Origin of the sequence: Streptomyces amakusaensis (assembly GCF_039532665.1) — a bacterium.
GTDB lineage: Bacteria > Actinomycetota > Actinomycetes > Streptomycetales > Streptomycetaceae > Streptomyces > Streptomyces amakusaensis.
The window spans coordinates 317,208-337,170 of record NZ_BAAASB010000002.1 but is presented as its reverse complement, the minus strand read 5'-3'; the positions used below and the strand labels follow the sequence as shown (position 1 = coordinate 337,170).

The window sequence follows — 19,963 nt, the reverse complement described above, 5'->3', positions numbered from 1 at the left end:
TGGGAGGTGACGCGTCACCATGGGGCGGTTGACCGTGACAACGGTTACTTGACGACGCCCAGGGAGACGTAGTCGTAGCGGCCGTTGTACGCGGCGGTGGAGTACGCGTTCGTCAGCCGCGAGCTGCGCCAGGTGAAGTTCTTCTCGTAGATGAACGGCATCTGCGCGGCCCGGTCGGAGACGGCGTGGTTCATCTCCTTGTAGATCTCACCGGCCTTGTCGGCGTCGGTCTCCTGGAGCGCGTCGTCGAAGAGCTTGTTGATCTTCGGGTCGTTGGTCTCGGAGACGTTGTAGTTGCCGTTGGGGGCGATGAAGCGGCCGTCCACCAGCGGCTGCGAGAAGCCCTGACCGGTCGGGAAGTCGGGACCCCAGCCGGTCATGACCAGGCCCAGACCGCGCTGCTTCACCACGGCCGGGGAGCCGGTGATGGTGGAGGACTCGGCACCGTCGATGGCCTCGACCTCGGCCTTGATGCCGACGGCCTGGAGCGACTGCTGAAGCGCCTCGGCGGTCTGCACCTCGCCCGGGTTGTTGCTGCGGGCGCTGATGTTGGTGCTGAAGCCGTCCGGCTTGCCGCACGCCTTCAGGGCCGCCTTGGCCTTGGCGACGTCGGGCTTGCCGTCGCGGGCGAGGATGCCGTACGGGTCGTAGTCGTCCGAGCCCTTGATGGACTTGGGCAGCATGTTGGTGGCGATGTCGCCGCCGGCCTCCGGGCCGCCGCGGACCGTCTGCATCGACTTGTAGTCGGCCGCGTAGATCACGGCCTTGCGGCACTCGACGTTGTCGAACGGCTTGACCTTGCTGGCGATGTCGACGTACCGGATGAAGCTGGTCTCGATGTTGTCGACATTGGCCTTGTGCTTCTGGAGCGCCTTGGTGCGGCCCGCCTGCGACATGCCGGTGGCGTTCATGTCGAGGTCGTAGTCGCCCTTGATCAGCAGCTCGTCGATCGCCTCGATGTTGGAGTTGACCGTGACCGTGATCTTGTCCGGGAGCGCGGCGCGGATCGGGTCCGAGGCCTTCTGCCACTTGTCGTTGCGGACGAGGACCGCGCCCTTCTTCGGGCTGTACGACTCGAACTTGTACGGGCCCGAGGAGAACGGCTTCAGCTGGTACTTGGCGCCGGTGTCCTTCTCCTTCTTCACCGGGGAGCCGGCCGGCATGGCGAGCATCTGCTCGAAGTCGCCGTTGGGCTTGGCCAGGTTGAAGACGATGGTCTTGGCGTCCGGCGTCTGCACGGCCTTGAGGCCGAGCTTGTCCGCGGAGGTGTCCTTGTACGGGCCCTTGTACTCGTTCTTGGGGTCGAGGACCTGGCGCAGATAGGCCGGGCCGCCGGTGATGACGTCCGAGGCCCAGGTGCGCTCGATGCCGTACTTGATGTCCTGGGAGGTGACCGGTGTGCCGTCCTCCCAGGTGATCCCGTCGCGCAGCTCGTAGGTGTAGGTCTTGCCGCCGTTGGAGACGACGCCCTTGGCCTTGGCGAGGTCCGGCACCAGCTCAGCGCCGGCGGGGCCCGGCTTGGGGGCGTAGGAGACCAGCTGGCGCGAGTAGAACCGGGAGAAGTCCCAGGCGAAGCCGTAGTACTGGCGCTGCGGGTCGGTCGAGTCGAAGTCCTGCTTGCCGATGAACTTCAGCGTGCCGCCCTTTTTGACGGACGGGTTGGCGATGCCCTTGACGGCCGCGTTGAAGCCCGCGGCCTTCCCGTCACCGCCCTCCTCGCCGTCCTTCGAACCGCCGCCGCACGCCGCGGTGGCCGTGAGGGCGGCCACGACGAGCGCCGCTCCGGCGATGCGCCTGGTCCTCGACGAACGTTGGGGTGTCATTGTTCCTGCAACCTCCGGGATAGCGCGGTTCCCCGCCGTGGTGCCGGGGACGTCGGTGTACCGCCTGGCCTTCGGGGCCCGGCGCGTTCAGTTGTGTGACGGTCGAGCGGCGGCCCGCGGGCTCACCGGGTTCCCTTGGGGTCCAGCGCGTCCCGTACCCCGTCGCCGAAGAGGTTGAAGGCCAGCACCGTGATGAAGATCGCCACGCCGGGGACGATCATGAAGGTCGGATTGGACTCATAGGTGTCCACGGCGGTGGAGAGCATCTGTCCCCAGGAGGCGGTCGGCGGTCGCACCCCCGCGCCGAGGAAGCTGAGCGCGGCCTCGGTGAGGATGTTGGTGGGGATCATCAGGGTGGCGTAGACGGTGATCGGGGCGACCAGGTTGGGCAGCAGCTCCTTGAAGAGGACATAGCGCCGGCCCGCGCCCAGGCTGCGGGCGGCCTCGACGTACTCCTTCTCCCGCAGGGAGAGCGTCTGGCCGCGCACGATCCGCCCGACGTAGGGCCAGCCGAAGAAGCCGATGACCCCGACCAGGATGGCGATGCGGACATTGCTGCCGGTCATGCCCAGCAGATTGTTGGGGAGGACCGAGACCAGCGAGATGATGAAGAGCAGCTGCGGGAAGGCCAGCAGCATGTCCATCACCCGGCTGATGGCCGAGTCGACCCAGCCGCCGAAGTATCCGGCGACGATGCCGAGGACGGTGCCGATGAAGACGGCGACGACCGCGGCGAGGAAGGCCACCAGCAGCGAGATGCGCGCGCCGTAGACGATCCGGCTGAAGACGTCGCGGCCGTTGTTGGGCTCGACGCCCAGCAGATGCTCGGAGCTGATGCCGCCGAAGGAGCCGGCGGGGGTGCCGAAGAGCGGGTCGATCTTGTCCTGGTGGAACTCGTTGGGCGGATGGCCCAGCAGGCTGACGATGAGCGGGGCGAAGATCGCGACGATGACGAGGAGGAGAACGACGACACCGCCGGCGAGCGCGAGCTTGTCCCGCTTGAGGCGGGTCCACGCGATCTGACGCAGCGACCGCCCCTGGACCGGCGTGCCGGCCGGCGCCGCGGCGTCGGCGGTCGTGGACTTCTCCGCGTCCACGCTCGTGTCGTGCAGTGGTGCCGTCATCGTGGTGGGGACCCCTCTCGGCCGGAGGTGACCGGCCCGTACCCGCCGCTGTGGCGGCTTCTCTCACAACATCGGTCGTACTTGGGACACTTGGTACGAGATTCACTTGCGGAGCCCGCCGGGGACGGGAGCGAATCTTCCCTTGCTGCGGGAGTCTTCAATGGTCAGGCGACCAGCCGCCAGACCCATCGGGGAATGTTTGCTCAAACGTGATGCGCGTAGAGGGAATCCGTTATCCGGACCGTGCCAACGGCTGAGCGGAACCCCATCTGCCGCATATCGGTGACGAGTTGAGGTTTATCCCGCTCCCTGGACACCGGAGCGGCTCTGCGTTTCGAAGGTGACAGCCCGATGGGGATAGCGCTTTCCGTGGGAGATCGGGATGGTCACCGTGTGAAAGCCCGGAGGTGCGAGGGGTGATGGTCCGGGCTCACCACAACGCGCCCCGAACAGGAATGCGTTCGGGGCGCGTCGATGAATGCGCGAGGGAGATTTTCGGTCAGCGAACGGGGGCCGGCGGATAGCCGTAGCCGGTCTGCTGATCGGGGGCGGCGTGCGCGTCGCGGTCGTAGAAGGGGCGGGCGTTGGCCCGCAGCCACATGGTCACCGGGTCGTACTCGTCCGACATCGCCACCGTCGAGACCGGCAGTCCCTCGGGGACCGCCGCGATCGACTGCTGCATCATCGCCCGGGCCGCGTCCACCGACTGGGGGGCGGTGTCATAGAGGTCGAGCCCGATGACCAGGTACGGAGCGCCCAGGGCGGGCTGGACCCAGGCCCGGCGCAGCGATCTGACCGGGGGTGTGCGGTGGGCGTGCTGGGAGAGCAGGGCGTAGAAGTGCGGGATCTCGATGGCGGGCTCGGTGAGCCGCAGCGGTCCCGCGGGCATCCGCTCCAGGCCGGTGGCGATCCTGCGGAGATCGGGCCAGGGGATGCCGACCCCGCCGCCGGGTGCATGCGGATTCAGCCAGATGCCCCAGCGCTCGGGGAAGAGGGTGCGGGCGATGTCGGGGCCGGAGACCACCTCGTGGGCGCGGTTCCAGCCGGAGACGGCCAGCTCCTGGGCGGAGGTGACGCAGGGGGCGTAGCCGACTCCGTCGATCTCCATGTTCCCGTACTGGGCGTCGGGGGAGCCGGGCCTGCCGTGCCAGAGCAGCATCCAGACCCTGCCGCCCGCCGGGTCGGCGAGCGCCTTCAGCAACGCCTCGTACGCGTCGTACCGTCCGGGCGTCACCTGGCGCAGCATGTGCTCGACCTGCCCGGTCGCCGCGGTGCCTGACGCGCTCACCCTCGTTCCGCCCCTCTCCTGCTCCGTGCTCCTGCTCCGTGTTCCGCACAGCCCTGGGACCGGTGGGAGCCGGGCTGTGGAGCCAGCTTAATCGGCCGCCTTGACACCGACTTGACGCGCGCGGGCGCTCACCGGGTTCCCGGTGGCGGGCTCTCGTGGTGATCCCGCTGGTAGAAGGGCCGGACCTGGGCGAGCATCCAGTCGGCGACCGGGTCCTGGGCGACATCGAGGAGTACGAGATTGACCGGCCAGCCGACCTGGACGCGGCCCAGTGCCCGGCCCAGCGCGTCGAGGGGGGCGGATCCGCCGGGGCCCTCCCAGGAGGCGAGCTGGACTCCGATGAAGAGGGCGGGCGGGTCCCCCTCCACGGAGGCGAGCGCCCGGCGGGCGGTGAGGACGTTTCCGGCCTGCTGGAACTCTCCGGCGGCGGCGGAGAGGAAGTCGATCGGCTCCTCCTGCCAGTCGGGTTCGAACATCCGGACCCGGCCGCCGGGGGCGGGACCGGCGGCCGGGGCGGGCGCTCCGGCCCGGCACAGCTCGGCGACGGCGGGCGGGGGGAGCGGCGCGCCGACGGTGCCGCCGGGGTTGACCGCGATGCCCAGCTGGGGGGGCAGGCCCCGGGCGAAGTCACGGGCGGGGGCGACGGTGAAGGACATGTGGGGGCCGACGCAGCTCATGAACTGCTGTTCGGAGCTGAAGACGGGGACATAGGGGAGGCCGTCGATCTCCATGGTGGGCAGATCGAGGTCCCGGCTCTCCGGGGAGCCGCCCCGGGGCAGGGGCACCCAGATCGGGCTGCGGCCGATCACCTCCACCAGCCGGGCTCCGGCCTGGGGGTCGCCGAGGGACGCGGTCAGCGTCTCCTCCAGCTCGTTCGCGGGCCAGCCGCCGCCGTAGGGCTGCGGATACGGGTGCGGATGCTCCGGAATGGTCATGTACTGGCCCTCTCCCCCGGCTCCGCCGGTCGTCCCCTCTGCTTTCTCCCCGACCCTAATGCCGACGGCGATCTCCGGGCACCGCCTCCCGGGTGCGGACCCGCCGGGGTGACCCCGGGCACGCGTGTACGAGCGGGGGCGGGGGGCGCGGGTGCGGAAACGGGGTCGGCGCGGAGGGGCGGGGGCCGGGCGTACGGGTGGGTCGGGGCTCAGGGGGGGCAGGGGTCAGGACGGTTCGAAGCCGAGCAGGGTCAGGGCGGAGGCCGCGTCGCGGTCGAGGAGGACGGCGGAGGAGCAGCCCGCCGGGAGACGGCCCGCCTCCGCGTCGGCGATCAGCCGGCCCACTCCACGCCGGTGGCGGGCGAAGGCGTATCCGGAGACTCCGCGACCGCGCTCGCGCTGGCCCTGCCGGGCGACCTTGGGCGGGACGTCGAGCAGCACCAGATGGAGCGCCGCGCCCCGGCGGCGGGCCCGGCGGGCCAGCCAGCGCCGCACCCAGGCCTGGGTGCCGCAGTCGTGGACCACGACGCTCTCGCCGGAGCGCAGGGCCCGGCGGAGCCCGGCGTAGTGCGCGAGGCGGACGAGGGGGCGGTAGACCGCGTACGGCAGGAAGCCCGGCGTCCACGCGTCCCAGCGGTCCCGGCTGTCCTGCGAGTCGATGCCCCGGCCGGCCGCCGCGCGGCGGATCAGGGTGGATTTCCCGCTGCCCGGCAGACCGGACACCACCACCAGGTCCCCGGCGGCGAACATCAGACGGCGCGGGCCGTGCCCCGAGCGGTCCCTGAGGTCGCGCAGTACGGGCGCGGCCCCCGCCCCCTCGCGGATTCCGCTGACCGCCGGCCGTGGCTGCGCGGGCACACCCGCGGTCGTGGCGTACGCACCGGAGTGCTGCAACGTCATCACACCCTCCCCCTTGTCAGGTCACCCACACACTTGCCCAAGAAGCGTAAAGAAATGGTAATGGGACGCAACTGATTTGCGTCCGAGGCGCGTACGGCGTGTGGCGTGTCGCTCCCCGGCCCCGGGCGGCCCCGCCCCGCGCGTCCCGGGCATCGCTCAGAACGACCGGGATCACACCCCCCACCAGCGCCGAATGCGTGCAATGATGTGCCCGCCAACTGCATACCGGCCGCTTGAATCCACGCGGGAGAGTCCCGGGCACCCCTGTGCCGGGCGCCGAAGGAGCAAGTTCCTCCCTTGAATCTCTCAGGCCCCGTACCGCGCGCGATGAGGCAGATCTGAAAAGCGAGTCGCCCCCGTGCGGCTCCACCCAAGGTGCAAGTCACGGCCACCGGTACGTACGGTCACCCGTACACACGGTCGCGACGAACCTCTCAGGTTCCGATGACAGATGGGGAGGGTCGTCCTCGCCCGCATGCCCTGGGAGCCTTTTTCATGAGCAACGCCCATCGTCAGACAGCGCTCGACGCCCTCCATCGCTCGCTGGGCGCGACCATGACCGACTTCGCCGGCTGGGACATGCCGCTGCGGTACGGCAGCGAGCGCGACGAGCACCTCGCCGTCCGCACCCGCGCCGGGCTCTTCGACCTCTCCCACATGGGCGAGATCACCGTCACCGGCCCCGGGGCCGCCGCGCTGCTGGACCACGCGCTGGTGGGGAACATCGGTTCGGTGGGGCTGGGCCGCGCCCGCTACACCATGATCTGCCGGGCGGACGGCGGCATCCTGGACGACCTGATCGTCTACCGGCTCGGCGAGACCGAGTACATGGTCGTCGCCAACGCCGGGAACGCCCAGATCGTGCTGGACGCGATCACCGAGCGGTCGGCCGGCTTCGACGCCGAGGTCCGTGACGACCGGGACGCCTACGCGCTGATCGCGATCCAGGGCCCCGAGTCCTCCGGAATCCTGAAGTCCGTCACCGACGCCGACCTGGACGGGCTGAAGTACTACGCGGGCCTGCCCGGCACCGTCGCGGGCGTCCCCGCGCTGATCGCCCGTACCGGCTACACCGGCGAGGACGGCTTCGAGCTGTTCGTCGAGCCCCGGTACGCGGAGTCCCTGTGGCGGGCGCTGACCGAGGCGGGCGAGCCGGCGGGCCTGGTGCCCTGCGGCCTCTCCTGCCGGGACACCCTGCGTCTGGAGGCGGGCATGCCGCTCTACGGGCACGAGCTGACCACCGACCTCACCCCCTTCGACGCGGGCCTGGGCCGGGTCGTCAAGTTCGAGAAGGCGGGCGACTTCGTCGGCCGCGAGGCCCTGACGGCCGCCGCCGAGCGGGCCGGGACCGCCCCGCCGCGCAAGCTGGTCGGGCTGATCGCGAAGGGCCGGCGGGTCCCCCGCGCCGGGTACCCGGTCGTCGCGGACGGAGCGGTGATCGGCGAGGTCACCTCCGGCGCCCCCTCCCCCACGCTGGGCAAGCCGATCGCCATCGCCTATGTGGACGCGGCCCACGCCGCCCCCGGCACCGAGGGCGTCGGCGTCGACATCCGCGGGACGCACGAGCCGTACGAGGTCGTCGCGCTGCCGTTCTACCAGCGCGAGAAGTGACGATTCCGCTCCACGGACTCGTACAGAGCCTCGCACGAAGCGGCGCTCCGGCCCCAGAAGTGACCAGCGGCACGCCCGCACGCCCCCAGCCCGTTCATCCGCCCTTCCCGCGTACAGGAGAATTCAGGTCATGAGCAACCCCCAGCAGCTGCGCTACAGCAAGGAGCACGAGTGGCTGTCGGACGCCGAGAACGGCGTGTCGACGGTCGGGATCACGGAGTTCGCCGCGAGCGCGCTCGGTGACGTCGTGTACGCCCAGCTCCCCCAGGTGGGCGACACCGTGATCGCGGGCGAGACCTGCGGCGAGCTGGAGTCCACCAAGTCCGTCAGCGATCTGTACTCCCCCGTCTCCGGTGAGGTCACCGAGGCGAACCAGAACGTCGTCGACGACCCCTCCCTGGTGAACAGCGCCCCCTTCGAGGGCGGCTGGCTGTTCAAGGTGCGGGTGAGCGAGGAGCCGAAGGACCTGCTCTCCGCCGACGAGTACTCCGCTTTCTCCAGCAGCTGATTTCCAGTACCCGACCACGACTACGACAGGGACCCGAGATGTCGCTTCTCAACACCCCTCTCCATGAGCTGGACCCGGACGTCGCCGCCGCCGTCGACGCCGAGCTCCACCGTCAGCAGTCCACCCTGGAAATGATCGCCTCGGAGAACTTCGCTCCGGTCGCGGTGATGGAGGCCCAGGGATCGGTCCTCACCAACAAGTACGCCGAGGGCTACCCGGGCCGCCGTTACTACGGCGGCTGTGAGCACGTCGACGTCATCGAGCAGATCGCGATCGACCGCGTCAAGGAGCTGTTCGGCGCGGAGCACGCCAATGTGCAGCCGCACTCCGGCGCGCAGGCGAACGCGGCGGCGATGTTCGCGCTGCTGAAGCCGGGCGACACGATCATGGGTCTGAATCTCGCCCACGGCGGGCACCTGACCCACGGAATGAAGATCAACTTCTCCGGCAAGCTCTACAACGTGGTCGCCTACCACGTCGACGACGCCACCGGCCAGGTCGACATGGCCGAGGTGGAGAAGCTCGCCAAGGAGTCCCGCCCGAAGCTGATCGTGGCCGGCTGGTCCGCGTACCCGCGCCAGCTGGACTTCGCCGCCTTCCGCCGGATCGCGGACGAGGTCGGCGCGTATCTGATGGTCGACATGGCCCACTTCGCGGGCCTCGTCGCGGCCGGGCTGCACCCCAACCCGGTGCCGCACGCCCATGTGGTCACCACCACCACCCACAAGACGCTGGGCGGCCCCCGGGGCGGAGTGATCCTCTCCACCCAGGAGCTGGCGAAGAAGATCAACTCTGCGGTCTTCCCCGGTCAGCAGGGCGGTCCGCTGGAGCACGTCGTGGCGGCGAAGGCGGTCTCCTTCAAGGTCGCCGCGTCCGAGGACTTCAAGGAGCGCCAGCAGCGCACCCTGGACGGCGCGCGGATCCTCGCCGAGCGCCTGGTCCGCGAGGACGTCACCGAGCACGGCGTCTCGGTGCTCTCCGGCGGCACGGACGTCCACCTGGTCCTGGTCGACCTGCGCGACTCCCAGCTGGACGGCCAGCAGGCCGAGGACCGGCTCCACGAGGTCGGCATCACGGTCAACCGCAACGCGATCCCGAACGACCCCCGGCCCCCGATGGTCACCTCGGGCCTGCGCATCGGCACCCCGGCGCTCGCCACCCGCGGTTTCCAGGCGGAGGACTTCCGCGAGGTCGCCGACATCATCGCCGAGGTCCTGAAGCCCTCGTACGACACCGAGGCGCTGCGCACCCGGGTCTCCGCGCTGGCCGCGAAGCACCCGCTCTACCCCGGGCTGTAAAGCCCGCCTGAAGCGTATGCGTACTTTTGTACGCTTCTTCTTCGGGGGCACCGCGCACACTGGAAGGTGGGCGCGGTGCCCCTGCCCGTCTCCCCGCCCCGCTCCCGTCCTCCTCGCCTTTTCGCACAAGGCGCTTCGCGCCGCCGAGTCACCTGGCAGACAACGGCGTCTACCAACCTCCTAGGAGTCACCCCGTGGCCATCTCGGTCTTCGACCTGTTCTCGGTCGGCATCGGCCCCTCCAGCTCGCACACGGTCGGCCCGATGCGCGCGGCCCGTATGTTCGCCCGCCGGCTCAAGAACGAGGACCTGCTGGAGCGCACCGCCTCCGTCCGCGCCGAGCTGTACGGCTCCCTCGGCGCGACCGGCCACGGCCACGGCACCCCCAAGGCCGTCCTGCTCGGCCTCACCGGCAGCTCCCCGCGCACCGTCGACGTGGAGACCGCCGACGACCAGGTCGAACAGATCAAGAAGTCCGGCCGGCTCGGTCTGCTCGGCACCCACGAGGTCGGCTTCGACTTCGACCGCGATCTGGTGCTCCACCGCCGCAAGACCCTGCCGTACCACGCCAACGGGATGACGGTCTTCGCGTACGACGCCGAGGGCGCGAGCCTCCTGGAGAAGACCTACTACTCGGTCGGCGGCGGATTCGTCGTCGACGAGGACGCCGTCGGCGAAGACCGGATCAAGCTCGACGACACCGTGCTGAAGTATCCTTTCCGCACCGGCGACGAGCTGCTCCGGCTGGCCCGCGAGACCGGCCTCTCCATCTCCTCCCTCATGCTGGAGAACGAGAAGGCCTGGCGCACCGAGGACGAGATCCGCGCCGGCCTCCTGGAGATCTGGCGCGTCATGCAGGCCTGCGTCTCCCGCGGCATGGCCCGCGAGGGCATCCTCCCCGGCGGCCTCAAGGTCCGCCGCCGCGCCGCCAACTCCGCCCGCCAGCTCCGCGCCGAGGGCGACCCGCTGGCCCGCGCCATGGAGTGGATCACCCTCTACGCCATGGCCGTCAACGAGGAGAACGCCGCCGGCGGCCGCGTCGTGACCGCCCCCACCAACGGCGCCGCCGGCATCATCCCCGCCGTCCTCCACTACTACATGAACTTCGTCCCCGGCGCCGACGACGACGGCGTCGTCCGCTTCCTCCTCTCCGCCGGCGCCATCGGCATGCTCTTCAAGGAGAACGCCTCCATCTCCGGCGCCGAGGTCGGCTGCCAGGGCGAAGTCGGCTCCGCCTGCTCCATGGCCGCCGGCGCCCTCGCCGAGGTCCTCGGCGGCACCCCCGAACAGGTCGAGAACGCCGCCGAGATCGGCATGGAGCACAACCTCGGCCTCACCTGCGACCCCGTCGGCGGCCTCGTCCAGATCCCCTGCATCGAACGCAACGGCATGGCCGCCGTCAAAGCCGTGACCGCCGCCAAGATGGCGATGCGCGGCGACGGCAGCCACAAGGTCTCCCTCGACAAGGTCATCAAGACGATGAAGGAGACCGGGGCGGACATGTCGGTGAAGTACAAGGAGACGGCGCGGGGTGGGCTCGCGGTGAACATCATCGAGTGCTGAGCCCGGTATGACGGGTAGGCCCTGATCAGCGCTTTCTGTCTTTCAGCGCTGTCAGGGCCTTCCCTGCTTGCACGGCGGAAAGTCCCTGGATCGCCCCTGGGACAGGCGTGAAAGTCCCTGAAAAGTCCCTGGGATGTCCCTGCTGGCACGGCCCTGAAGGTGTCGGTTGCTCCAGTCTCCTGAGACCCGAAGGTCTCGTCCGAAGAGCTCGGTACCGCTGCTCGGTTCGAGCTCGGACTCGCACACCACCCTGACCAACAGGTCGCCCTTGGGTATACGCAGACCCTGCTTAGTTTGAGCACCACGACCTCGTCATCGACCACAGCCCTGGCATGACCGTGATCGCAATACGCCCCGACCCTCCTATCAGATCAGCTACCCTGCGTGCTGTGGTTGGGACTGGAGGCAACGAGATCGACCTGGAGCGGCCAACTCCTCATGCACGACCGTCGAACGCATCAGAGTTACACCTCCCTCAGGCAAACCGAGGTGGAACCCCAACTCTAGAGTCAGGACACAACCAGGGGCGGTTCAGTGGCGGACGAGCAGTTTGGACTGGATACAGTGGCGGCCGAGCAGGCCGTCGCTTCTGTGTTTGGGCAGATTGTCGCCGTCCTTGCGCGCCGGGCTGACGCGGCTATCGATGACGCGGTCTTGTTCCGGCTGGCGAACACGCTGTTTGCTGCGTTTGCCCGCGCGGGCGAGGACGGGCTGACAGTAGAGCAGATCAGGGCGGCATGCGCCGCCTTTCCGGACGAAGTGATCGAAAATCGCCTGGGCGTCCTGAAGAAGCTCGGCGCGATCCAGCCCGCATTCGACAAGCCCTACCAGCACGAGTTCCGGGCCTCGTTCACCAGCTACGTGTCAATGTTGTTCGTCCAGCGGATGCTGGCCCGCGGGGGTCAGTCTGAATTGCACCAGCTTCTGACGATGGAGAAGATCAGACTAGAGGGCGGGCAAGGTACAGCCGAGGAAGCCCTCGAGGTAGTCATCGGGGTAACCACGGCGCTTCGGCTCCTGGTCGCCGAGCTCGTGGCACTGACCGTCGGCGGCACCGTGGAGGCTCTTCGGGAACGCGCGCCGCTCCTGTGGAACGCGAAGGCGCTCATTGACCAGGCCTCTGCGGTACATGAGATCTTGCTGGCCTCCTGGCCGGAACTCAGCCGCAAATGCGGGGAGCTGCGATCGGCGATCGCAGCCTACGAAGATGCTTCGACGAACGCGTCGGCACGCCTGATGACCGCAGCGGGGACCACGAGGGCGCTGAACCTGCTACCACCCGAGATGTGGCGACGCTTTGCGCGGCGGGCAACCGTGGATGAGCTCGCAGCAGTACTAGCTGATCAAGTCTTCGACGCGCCTGCCCCATGGCACGACGTCTCCGACCTGACAGAGGTCGTTGTCGGCAGACCGCAGCCAAGCGGCAGTCGTTCCACGCCGCCGCGTTCCCGGGTTCCCGATAGCGATGAGCAGCCGTTCCAGGAACGCCCAGACTCGGAGGCCGAGCGACTGGTAGAAGTCGCCGAGGAGGTGCTCGGCGGCGGGGACTCTGTTGCGGTCGAGCAAATTCTGTCGGGCATGGATTGGGTGACGGCACGCCGCGTGCTCGCCGACCTAGTCGCCGCGAGCAACAACGACCGACTCGGCTACCGGCTGGCATGGTCTGGCCCGGTCCAGGTACAGGCGGGCAGCGTGCCGTCCTGGCTTACCCCAGGGGTGTTCGAGCGAGAGCGGAGACTGCGTGAGTAGTACAGAGGCGGCGCTGTGGTGGGCGAGGGCTCGAGCCGAAGGCCCGCTCCGCGTACCGTCAGCAACCACAATCCCTGCAGGCATGCTGCGGCTGGTGGAGCGGGACAGTGAGCATTGTTGGTTGCTGCCCCGCCCGCCCGACGACGTGACGCCGGCCGTGCTGCGTGAGCTGCGGATGCAGGTGCTCCCAGTGGAGTTCCCGAACGAGACCAGCCGGGTTTTGGCAGCAGCGCTTCGCTGCTGCTGGCCAGACGTACAAACCAGCCCGTGGCCAGGGCAGTCGGCGACAACGCGCGAGGTGCTGGATGTAGTGGACCAGCTCATTCCCGGACGCGGGGAAGAGGTGTTGCACCGCCTCGGAACGGGGGCACTCCGACGCCTACATACCAACTGGTGGTTGGAAATCGATGCCGAGGCCCAGAGGGTTTACCTCGGCCCCCGGGTGGCTACCTGGCCGGAGCAGGACCTACCGGCGCTGCGGGAGCTGTGCCGGGGGCTGCCGCTCCCGCGGCCCGACCGGGAGCTGGACCGATGAGCGGCTTGTTCGATGATCAACTCCAGCCGCTCGGCGACAAGGAGCGCGACGCACTGGTCTCAGCCTGGGCCGCTCTGGAGTACGGAAGCGAACCTGCCAGTGAGGCCGCGCTGCCGGCACTTCGAGACGCGACGCTACGTCACCTGCTTGACCAGATACTGCAAAGGACCGGCCGCACGCTCGTGCACGCTGGTGCCAACCTGTGGACATCGGGGTACCGGGACGACATAGCCGCAGAACTAGTGGCGAAGGGCTGGGGGATATTGGAGCCTCTGGAACGAGCTGCGCTGATCTTGGTGCTGATCCACTCGGTCGCGATCCCCCGGGCAGAAGGGCATCTGATCGGGGACGACTGGCAGTCGCCCCATCCGACCACACCGACCCGCCTGCGAAAGCTCTCGCAGGTTCACGGGCAGCGGCGCCTGTCCGATGCCTTGCAGTGGCTGCGCGCAGCCGGGTTGGTCCGCCAGGTGCGCGGCTCTGATCCCGAGACTACCGGCGCCTCCTACGTCCCTGGGCCGGCGCTGCATCGGCTCACTCCCGCTACGCGCCAGCGCCTGCAAGAGAACCTAATCCTGGCCGTAGGCCCGGATACCGCGCTCGCAACATCGATCGCGGTCCGCCGGAGCTTGGGCCGCCCCCAGGAAGTGACGATTTCCCCAAGGAGCGGTTCATGAGCGACAGCACACCACAAGAAGAGGACATCGTCGGTGACCGTGTCCTTGTCGGCCTACAGAGCGTGCGGGTCTCCCGGCTGTCCATGCATCCCATCCCGATTGCCGCTGGCACTCTTATTGCCGTGGCCGGGCAGGGGCCGAAAGATTCCAACGGGGCGGGAAAATCGTCGCTTCTGGCCCAGATCAGCTTGCTGCATGCCGATGAGCAGTGGAGATTCGGCTCCGGCGCGCCTGCCGCAGTCGACCTACTGTTCAACTCGGAGGACGCCGGTGGTGAAGACCGTTGGGGCAACGCAGACCATGGGTATGTCATCGGCGTATTCGCACCCGCCGCCGGAACTCTTGATCAGCTTCAAGCCAGGGCTCTGACCGTGTGGATCCGGATCGACCGCAGGAGCCAAAAAGGGCCCCGACTGAAGCTGCGCTGGCAGGACGGGCTGCATCTACCAGCCGGGGAGAGCGAGGCCAAGCGAGAACAAGCCGCTGACTTGGTTTGGCAATCCCTGCCCCCGCGGGCTAGGAAGCAGGACGTAGCGGCCCGTGATCTTCCGCGGACACTCTACGGAGAGCACGTGCGATGCGTGTCGTTCTTGTCGACATCGGTGCGGGCCAGCGCCGCCCCAAACCTGCTCGCCCAACCGCTCAACGAGATCTCCGAGCGGCGGATTTTCGAGGCGATCGCAGCGCTCACTGGCATCGACCGCGAGCTGGAGACGGAACGGCAGGCACGCCGCCGCGAGTACGACCTCCTCCAGAAGGCCCAGGCCACCGAGTCTGATCTGGCCACCTGGGAGAAAAGCGCCCAGGTCACCGAGGAGGGTATCGATGCCCGAGACCAGGCGCGTGAGCACCTCGCGGAAGCTGCTGACCACTGGCGGTCGCGCACGGCACGGCTGTTGTGCGATGCCCTCCGGCGCGACGCCGAAATCCAGGCCGAGATTGCTGGCATTGATACCGAGACTGAGAAGGCCAGTCGCACGGCACAAACGCTAGTCAGACAGGTGGCGGAGCTGGCCGATGACAAGGCATTCGCACGACGGCAGCAGGATGCAGAAAGCACGTTCAGCAGGCTCGACGGCGAAGAACGCGAGCTGAGTAAACAGATTGCAACGCTGGAACATCAGATCGAGGAGACCGACCGTCGACTGCGCGCGGTCAGGGAAACAGCCCGTGACGCTGATGGCCGTGACGAGCCAACCGCCAACCAGGAACGCGCCGTCGCGGACACTGAGCTGGAAGAATCAGTCAAGGCAGTTGGAGTGGCAGAGAAATCGCTCTCCGACGCCGAAACAAGCCTGCAGGACGCGGAAAGCGGCAGAGATTTGGCCCGGCAGCAGATCGACGTCCTCGCAGCCGAGGGAATCAGTGGGATCTGCCTGCTTGACGCAGTTGTCCTCAACGCGCAACAAAGGCCAAAGTGGGAGCCAGCCCTCTGGCCGTACCGTGAGGCGACTGTCGTGGACTCGGACGATCTTGACAGGGCTGGCACACTTTTGGCAGACGTACCTGGGTCGACCCTGATCGCCGCCAATCTCATCGCGAGTGCGGGGCACGTCGACCTCCCGCGCAACGCCAACCCGCAGTACGATCTGAGCGGCTTCCTCGCAGCCATTGACGTGCGAGCTACTCCCCGCGCCAACCCTGACCGAGTCCACGACGACGCAGGCATCGTGATCATCGGCGGGTTTCCCAGACCTGTGACCGGCCGAGCCGCCCGCATCGCCGCCGCACAGGAGCTCGTTCGCCAGGAATCCGAACAGCATCAGCAGGCCGAGGGAAGATGGAAGGCTGCCAGCCAGCAGGTTACCGCTGCTGAGCGTCGGCAGAAGGGCGCAAGAGCCGCAGTCGAGGCAAACCAATTGGACGTACAGATTGGCAACCTGCGGAAGCGAGATCAGGCCATGCGGGACGAGCAGGCGAAACTCGCCCAAGCTCTGACCTCTGCAACAGCCGAACGGAACGATGTGCTCCGCCTGGATGGCTTCCGTCAGAAGGAGATTCAGTCTCTGCAGGGTCAAAAGACCAGCCTCGACAACACAACCAAGAATCTGCGAGCGAAGCGCGAGAATCTCAAGAAGGAGCAGTCGCAGCTCGGCCTTCCGGAACTAACCTCCCAATGGGATGGCACTCTCGACTCTGCCAGCGAGCACCTGCTCGCCCTGCCCGACAACCAGCAGTCCTGGACTGCCGAGAACTGGTGGGAGGAGGCCAGAGATCCGATCAGTATCGCGATATCCAAGTGTTTCCCTTCCGCTGCTTCTGACAACATGCCGATGGAGATCACTGGCCTGCTGAAAGAGTTCAGCCAGCGCGGAGCCGACGGCAGCCGACGGGCACAGGCTGCTTTCGTTCCATTGCGCCATGCACTCCACGTCTACCTGCGCCAGCATGATGACAGCGACCAGTACGAGCGTCAGCAGATCGTCAGGCAGCGCAAAGAGCGCTACGAGAGCCTCGACGCCGCGCGGATTGGTCATGAGGAGGCGGTCCAGGCCAGCCGGGCCTACCGAGGAGCGCTCACCTCCGCTATCAAGAAGAAGCTGGAGGACGTAAAGGCCGAGTTCGACCGGCTCGATACGGCTCACGGCGGGTACGGGGCATCGCTCCTGTACGACGAACCTCCGCCGCCGGCCGACCCCACCGAGCACTGGGGCTGGAAGGTCACGCCGATTTGGCGACGCGCCCACGGGCGGCGACACATCCCCTACAACCGGCGAGCCAACACCGCACAGATCGATGATCGGGCGATCAAGCTCGTGTGCGCCGCCGCTGCTGCAAGCGGCACGGGCCGTCCACTGGTACTCGTTCTGGACGAACTCGGCCGCAACCTCGGTAAGCAGCACCGCCGCGAAGCCGTCGCCCTACTCGGGCAGATCGGCGGGGAGAGCGGTATCACCGTCATCGGGGCACTGCAAGACGACATGGAATCCTATGCCATCGGTGCCTGCGGCGAATACGTCAAGCTGCGCCGCAGCTCTGACTCCAGCCCGTACAACGAGGAACCTGTCATTGTCGGCTATGACGAGCACACTCCGCGTGTCGAACTGCTCCGCGCCTGGCTGACCGGCAACGGGTACCGTGAGCCGGCATGACCGCCCGCTCCCGCCCACGCGGCTTCGCGATGCGCCACCTCAGCGTCTACCCAGGCCTGACCACATATGCCGTCCCTCGGCCCGACGGCAACTACAGCACCGACCGCAACGGCAATCCAAAGTTCACGCGCGTCACTCTGGAGCCGGAAGGCTTTCCGGCGCCTCACCGCCCGTCCGGCCTGACCGACAGGCAGTGGGCCTTCGCCACCAACAGCCCCCGCCGGTGGCAATCCGCTGTCACCACCTTCGGCGCTCGTGCCGAAGACATAGCCGCTGAGCTTGCGCGCAACGGGTGCATCATCCTCGAATGCGACTTCCGCGACGCTCGCGTGGTCCTGCCACCCCGTGGATGGGCTCCGCATCCTGATCTGCAGGCTGCCCGGCAAGAGCACAGCGACCAGCGCGCATGCCGACGAGCTGCTCAAGGTGACGAGGCACGCCGTCTTACCGTCGAGCTCGCTCCACATCCGACTGCCAGGCCACTGGTGGCCATCCTCGGAGCGCAACGGGACGGGGCCTTCCGTGACCACGTCATCAAAGTCGCCCAAGACTTTCTCAACGACGAGGCCATGACGGGCGCCGGGGACGTCGCGCCGTGGGCCGCTGTGCGGTGGCTCAAGCGTGGGGCGAAATCGGACTACGAAAGGGATCAGGAGTCGCTTGCGGAAGGCGGCCAGGGAGCGGTCTACGGCGGCGTGCACAAGTACACCCGCATCCCTGTCGCTCTGAAGCAGCTCCGCTACGGCGATGAGGACTCTGTACACCGCATGGGCCGCGAGATCTTCATCGGGCACCTCTACGGAGAACACCCAAACGTCATGCCGGTACTTGACTCTGACCCAGACAGGCGGTGGTTCGTCATGCCGCTTGCGAGTGGTAGCGCGGCCAGCCACGCAGAACGTCTACGGCGAGAGACCGGTGCGCTCCGGGACCTCGTCACTGCAGTCTGCGAAGGACTGCGCGGCCCGCACGCCGACGACCGAATTCATCGCGACATCAAGCCAGCGAACGTCCTACTCCTCAACGGCAAGTGGGTCGTGGCGGACTGGGGGCTGGGCCGCCAGCCCCGAGGGGAGACTAGCGTTCCGCGCCGGACTCAGACCGGCACCGGCTTCGGGTCCGAGGGATTCGCGGCGCCGGAGGTGTCATCCGGAAACCCCCATAACGTGGCGGCCACCGCCGATATCTACAGCATCGGACGGCTCATCGCAGCAATCCTGACCGGGGAGCGTCCGGCGCAGAACCTCCCGCTACTGCCCTCACATGGACCATGGCGAGCCGTAGTAGCGGAGGCAACCCAGCACAAGCCGACTGACCGGCCTCAGGACGTGAACGAGTTCCTCCGTCTACTTGAAGACATCCCGTGAGCGTTGCCACGCCATCCCGCCATCGCCAGGCAGTGAGTCTGGTCCGTCCCAGCTAAAAGGATCATGTCGTCGATGACGCGCATCTCGCTAGAGCCATACTTCCTGCACCAGGACCAAGTTCAGTCCCTCCTCGGTGACCAGCGGACGGAGTCCGCGCGAGCACGGGCTGCCCGCAGGAGCGATCCCGAGGCAGCGTTGCCCTATGTGCTTGCCACAGAACTGGCCGAGGCGCTCTCCTCGCTGGGAGTCCGCGAGCTGGCGAGATGCGTCCTGGAACAGGACCTACGCACGGGGCAGGTCGTCGGCGCTGAACTGGCATTTGCGTTTCAGAGGAACCGCGACCAAGACGCCCCAGGCTTCAAACCGGTCGGCTTCACAGCAGTGCTTGACGCGGGCAAGCCGGTGCACGTCACCGGCACATTCAACTCGGCAAGAACCGCCAGCTCATCCGCGACTGGCAGTCTCACCGGGCACAGGCAGGCCTATCTGATCGGAACGGTCACTGATCTCAGCGCAGCGAAAGTTGAGCTCAGGCCAGTCTTCATCGGGGTCAGGTCGTTCGTCGATGACCACCTTGCCGCCGAAGGCTCGGCACCGGGAGCACGGGTGTATCCGGGCGATATCGGCCAGTTCAGCGGGATCGACTTCGCTTCTCCCCTCACAGAAGCTGAGCGTGAAGCAGTCCTACACGTGCCGGAGAACGCAGTGAAGCACGCCTTCGCCAAGCTGATCGGCGAACCATACGTTCCCAAGGACTGGGGTGGCGAGCGTTCCGATCTCTACACATCACGGGTGTTCTCCCGTGGACGTCAGATGTCGGCCGCCTGGCTGTTCAAGGGACCCAGCTACCCTCGCGCCATGGACGTCAGGGCACTGGGCAAGAATGGCGACCAAATCGACCGGCTGTTCACCGAGCCCGCGGAGCTACTCGTTCTACAGCATTGTCATCAGATTAAGACGGGCGTGGTTGGCATGATGGACGCCTACGCCCATGACGCCCGGCGCCCTCGCTCCTACATGATCATCGACGGGGCTGATACCGGACGCATACTGAAGTCATTGGGCCTGCTCCCGGCTGTGCCAGCAAGGCTGACTCTGTTCGAGTGACGGGCTGGATGCTCTGGTTTCCACAGCACTCGTTCGACCGCCCCTGTCGACGCCTTGACTGGGCTAGCTGGAGTTTAAATCCTTGCCATCTGATTGAGGTCGCCCCCGGCTCAAGCAAACGACCGGCGGTCATCAGTTCCTCGGCCAGGGCCCGCTGCTCGGTCAGCCACGCGCGGACGTCGCCGTGGATGCGGGCAAGGACGGCGTTGGCTACGGCGGAAAGCGGCTGCCGTCAGCTCGACCGCACGGGCCGACCTACTGGATGGTCGCAAGTTTCGTCGGCGGTGAGGCGGATGACGAGGATGACGCGGACGCGTTGAACGACCTAAAGCAGGCGCGGACGCTCCGCAGCGGAGGCAACAGGTTGTCCTGCCCTGGCTACGGTCC

Annotated in this window: 14 protein-coding genes and 1 riboswitch; of the genes, 9 read left to right on the top strand and 5 right to left on the bottom strand. The window is 67.7% G+C overall.

What is annotated here, in order from left to right:
• Positions 1–44: 44 nt before the first annotated feature.
• The 5 genes from ABD371_RS04045 to ABD371_RS04025 form a co-directional block, all read right to left on the bottom strand.
• Positions 45–1,823: an ABC transporter substrate-binding protein gene (locus ABD371_RS04045; RefSeq protein WP_344472768.1), complete on the bottom strand. Its 1,779-nt coding sequence runs from the start codon at positions 1,821–1,823 to the stop codon at positions 45–47.
• Between the two features lie 122 nt (positions 1,824–1,945).
• The gene (locus tag ABD371_RS04040) at positions 1,946–2,947 is read right to left on the bottom strand and encodes an ABC transporter permease (RefSeq protein WP_344472766.1); all 1,002 of its coding nucleotides are present in this window, start codon (positions 2,945–2,947) and stop codon (positions 1,946–1,948) included.
• 499 nt (positions 2,948–3,446) lie between these two features.
• A complete protein-coding gene (locus ABD371_RS04035; protein WP_344472764.1) occupies positions 3,447–4,235 on the bottom strand; it encodes an enhanced serine sensitivity protein SseB C-terminal domain-containing protein in 789 nt (262 codons plus the stop codon).
• A 128-nt stretch (positions 4,236–4,363) separates the two neighbouring features.
• Positions 4,364–5,170: an enhanced serine sensitivity protein SseB gene (locus tag ABD371_RS04030; protein ID WP_344472762.1), complete on the bottom strand. Its 807-nt coding sequence runs from the start codon at positions 5,168–5,170 to the stop codon at positions 4,364–4,366.
• A gap of 225 nt (positions 5,171–5,395) precedes the next feature.
• Complete coding sequence (locus ABD371_RS04025) at positions 5,396–6,070, bottom strand: AAA family ATPase (protein ID WP_344472760.1); 675 nt, start codon at positions 6,068–6,070, stop codon at positions 5,396–5,398.
• A 234-nt stretch (positions 6,071–6,304) separates the two neighbouring features.
• A riboswitch (glycine riboswitch) is annotated at positions 6,305–6,401 on the top strand.
• A gap of 164 nt (positions 6,402–6,565) precedes the next feature.
• Here ABD371_RS04025 and gcvT point away from each other — a divergent pair.
• The 9 genes from gcvT to ABD371_RS03980 all read left to right on the top strand — a co-directional run bounded on the left by gcvT (position 6,566) and on the right by ABD371_RS03980 (position 19,576).
• Positions 6,566–7,681 carry a glycine cleavage system aminomethyltransferase GcvT gene (gcvT, locus tag ABD371_RS04020; RefSeq protein ID WP_344472758.1) on the top strand — a complete coding sequence of 372 codons (1,116 nt, stop codon included), beginning with the start codon at positions 6,566–6,568 and terminating at the stop codon, positions 7,679–7,681.
• Between the two features lie 130 nt (positions 7,682–7,811).
• Complete coding sequence (gene gcvH / locus ABD371_RS04015) at positions 7,812–8,189, top strand: glycine cleavage system protein GcvH (protein ID WP_344472756.1); 378 nt, start codon at positions 7,812–7,814, stop codon at positions 8,187–8,189.
• A gap of 38 nt (positions 8,190–8,227) precedes the next feature.
• Positions 8,228–9,487, top strand: a complete 1,260-nt coding sequence (glyA, locus tag ABD371_RS04010) for a serine hydroxymethyltransferase (protein ID WP_344472754.1) — start codon at positions 8,228–8,230, stop codon at positions 9,485–9,487.
• A gap of 194 nt (positions 9,488–9,681) precedes the next feature.
• Complete coding sequence (locus tag ABD371_RS04005) at positions 9,682–11,049, top strand: L-serine ammonia-lyase (protein WP_344472752.1); 1,368 nt, start codon at positions 9,682–9,684, stop codon at positions 11,047–11,049.
• A gap of 534 nt (positions 11,050–11,583) precedes the next feature.
• Positions 11,584–12,798, top strand: a complete 1,215-nt coding sequence (locus ABD371_RS04000; RefSeq protein WP_344472750.1) for a hypothetical protein — start codon at positions 11,584–11,586, stop codon at positions 12,796–12,798.
• A 531-nt stretch (positions 12,799–13,329) separates the two neighbouring features.
• Positions 13,330–14,010, top strand: coding sequence for a hypothetical protein (locus ABD371_RS03995; protein ID WP_344472748.1), 681 nt, complete (start codon positions 13,330–13,332; stop codon positions 14,008–14,010).
• Entirely contained in the window at positions 14,007–17,102 is a 3,096-nt protein-coding gene (locus tag ABD371_RS03990; RefSeq protein WP_344472744.1) for a coiled-coil domain-containing protein, read from the top strand. The genes ABD371_RS03995 and ABD371_RS03990 overlap by 4 nt, the downstream gene beginning before the upstream one ends.
• Complete coding sequence (locus tag ABD371_RS03985; RefSeq protein WP_344472742.1) at positions 17,099–18,469, top strand: serine/threonine-protein kinase; 1,371 nt, start codon at positions 17,099–17,101, stop codon at positions 18,467–18,469. The genes ABD371_RS03990 and ABD371_RS03985 overlap by 4 nt, the downstream gene beginning before the upstream one ends.
• 63 nt (positions 18,470–18,532) lie before the next feature.
• Entirely contained in the window at positions 18,533–19,576 is a 1,044-nt protein-coding gene (locus ABD371_RS03980; RefSeq protein ID WP_344472740.1) for a hypothetical protein, read from the top strand.
• Positions 19,577–19,963: the final 387 nt, after the last annotated feature.

Coding starts and splice junctions, on each gene's coding strand:
- gcvT (WP_344472758.1), top strand. CDS start 6,566: ATGAGCAACGCCCATCGTCAGACAGCGCTCGACGCCCTCCATCGCTCG.
- gcvH (WP_344472756.1), top strand. CDS start 7,812: ATGAGCAACCCCCAGCAGCTGCGCTACAGCAAGGAGCACGAGTGGCTG.
- glyA (WP_344472754.1), top strand. CDS start 8,228: ATGTCGCTTCTCAACACCCCTCTCCATGAGCTGGACCCGGACGTCGCC.
- ABD371_RS04030 (WP_344472762.1), bottom strand. CDS start 5,170: ATGACCATTCCGGAGCATCCGCACCCGTATCCGCAGCCCTACGGCGGC.
- ABD371_RS03980 (WP_344472740.1), top strand. CDS start 18,533: ATGTCGTCGATGACGCGCATCTCGCTAGAGCCATACTTCCTGCACCAG.
- ABD371_RS04040 (WP_344472766.1), bottom strand. CDS start 2,947: ATGACGGCACCACTGCACGACACGAGCGTGGACGCGGAGAAGTCCACG.
- ABD371_RS04025 (WP_344472760.1), bottom strand. CDS start 6,070: ATGACGTTGCAGCACTCCGGTGCGTACGCCACGACCGCGGGTGTGCCC.
- ABD371_RS04045 (WP_344472768.1), bottom strand. CDS start 1,823: ATGACACCCCAACGTTCGTCGAGGACCAGGCGCATCGCCGGAGCGGCG.
- ABD371_RS03985 (WP_344472742.1), top strand. CDS start 17,099: ATGACCGCCCGCTCCCGCCCACGCGGCTTCGCGATGCGCCACCTCAGC.
- ABD371_RS03995 (WP_344472748.1), top strand. CDS start 13,330: ATGAGCGGCTTGTTCGATGATCAACTCCAGCCGCTCGGCGACAAGGAG.
- ABD371_RS03990 (WP_344472744.1), top strand. CDS start 14,007: ATGAGCGACAGCACACCACAAGAAGAGGACATCGTCGGTGACCGTGTC.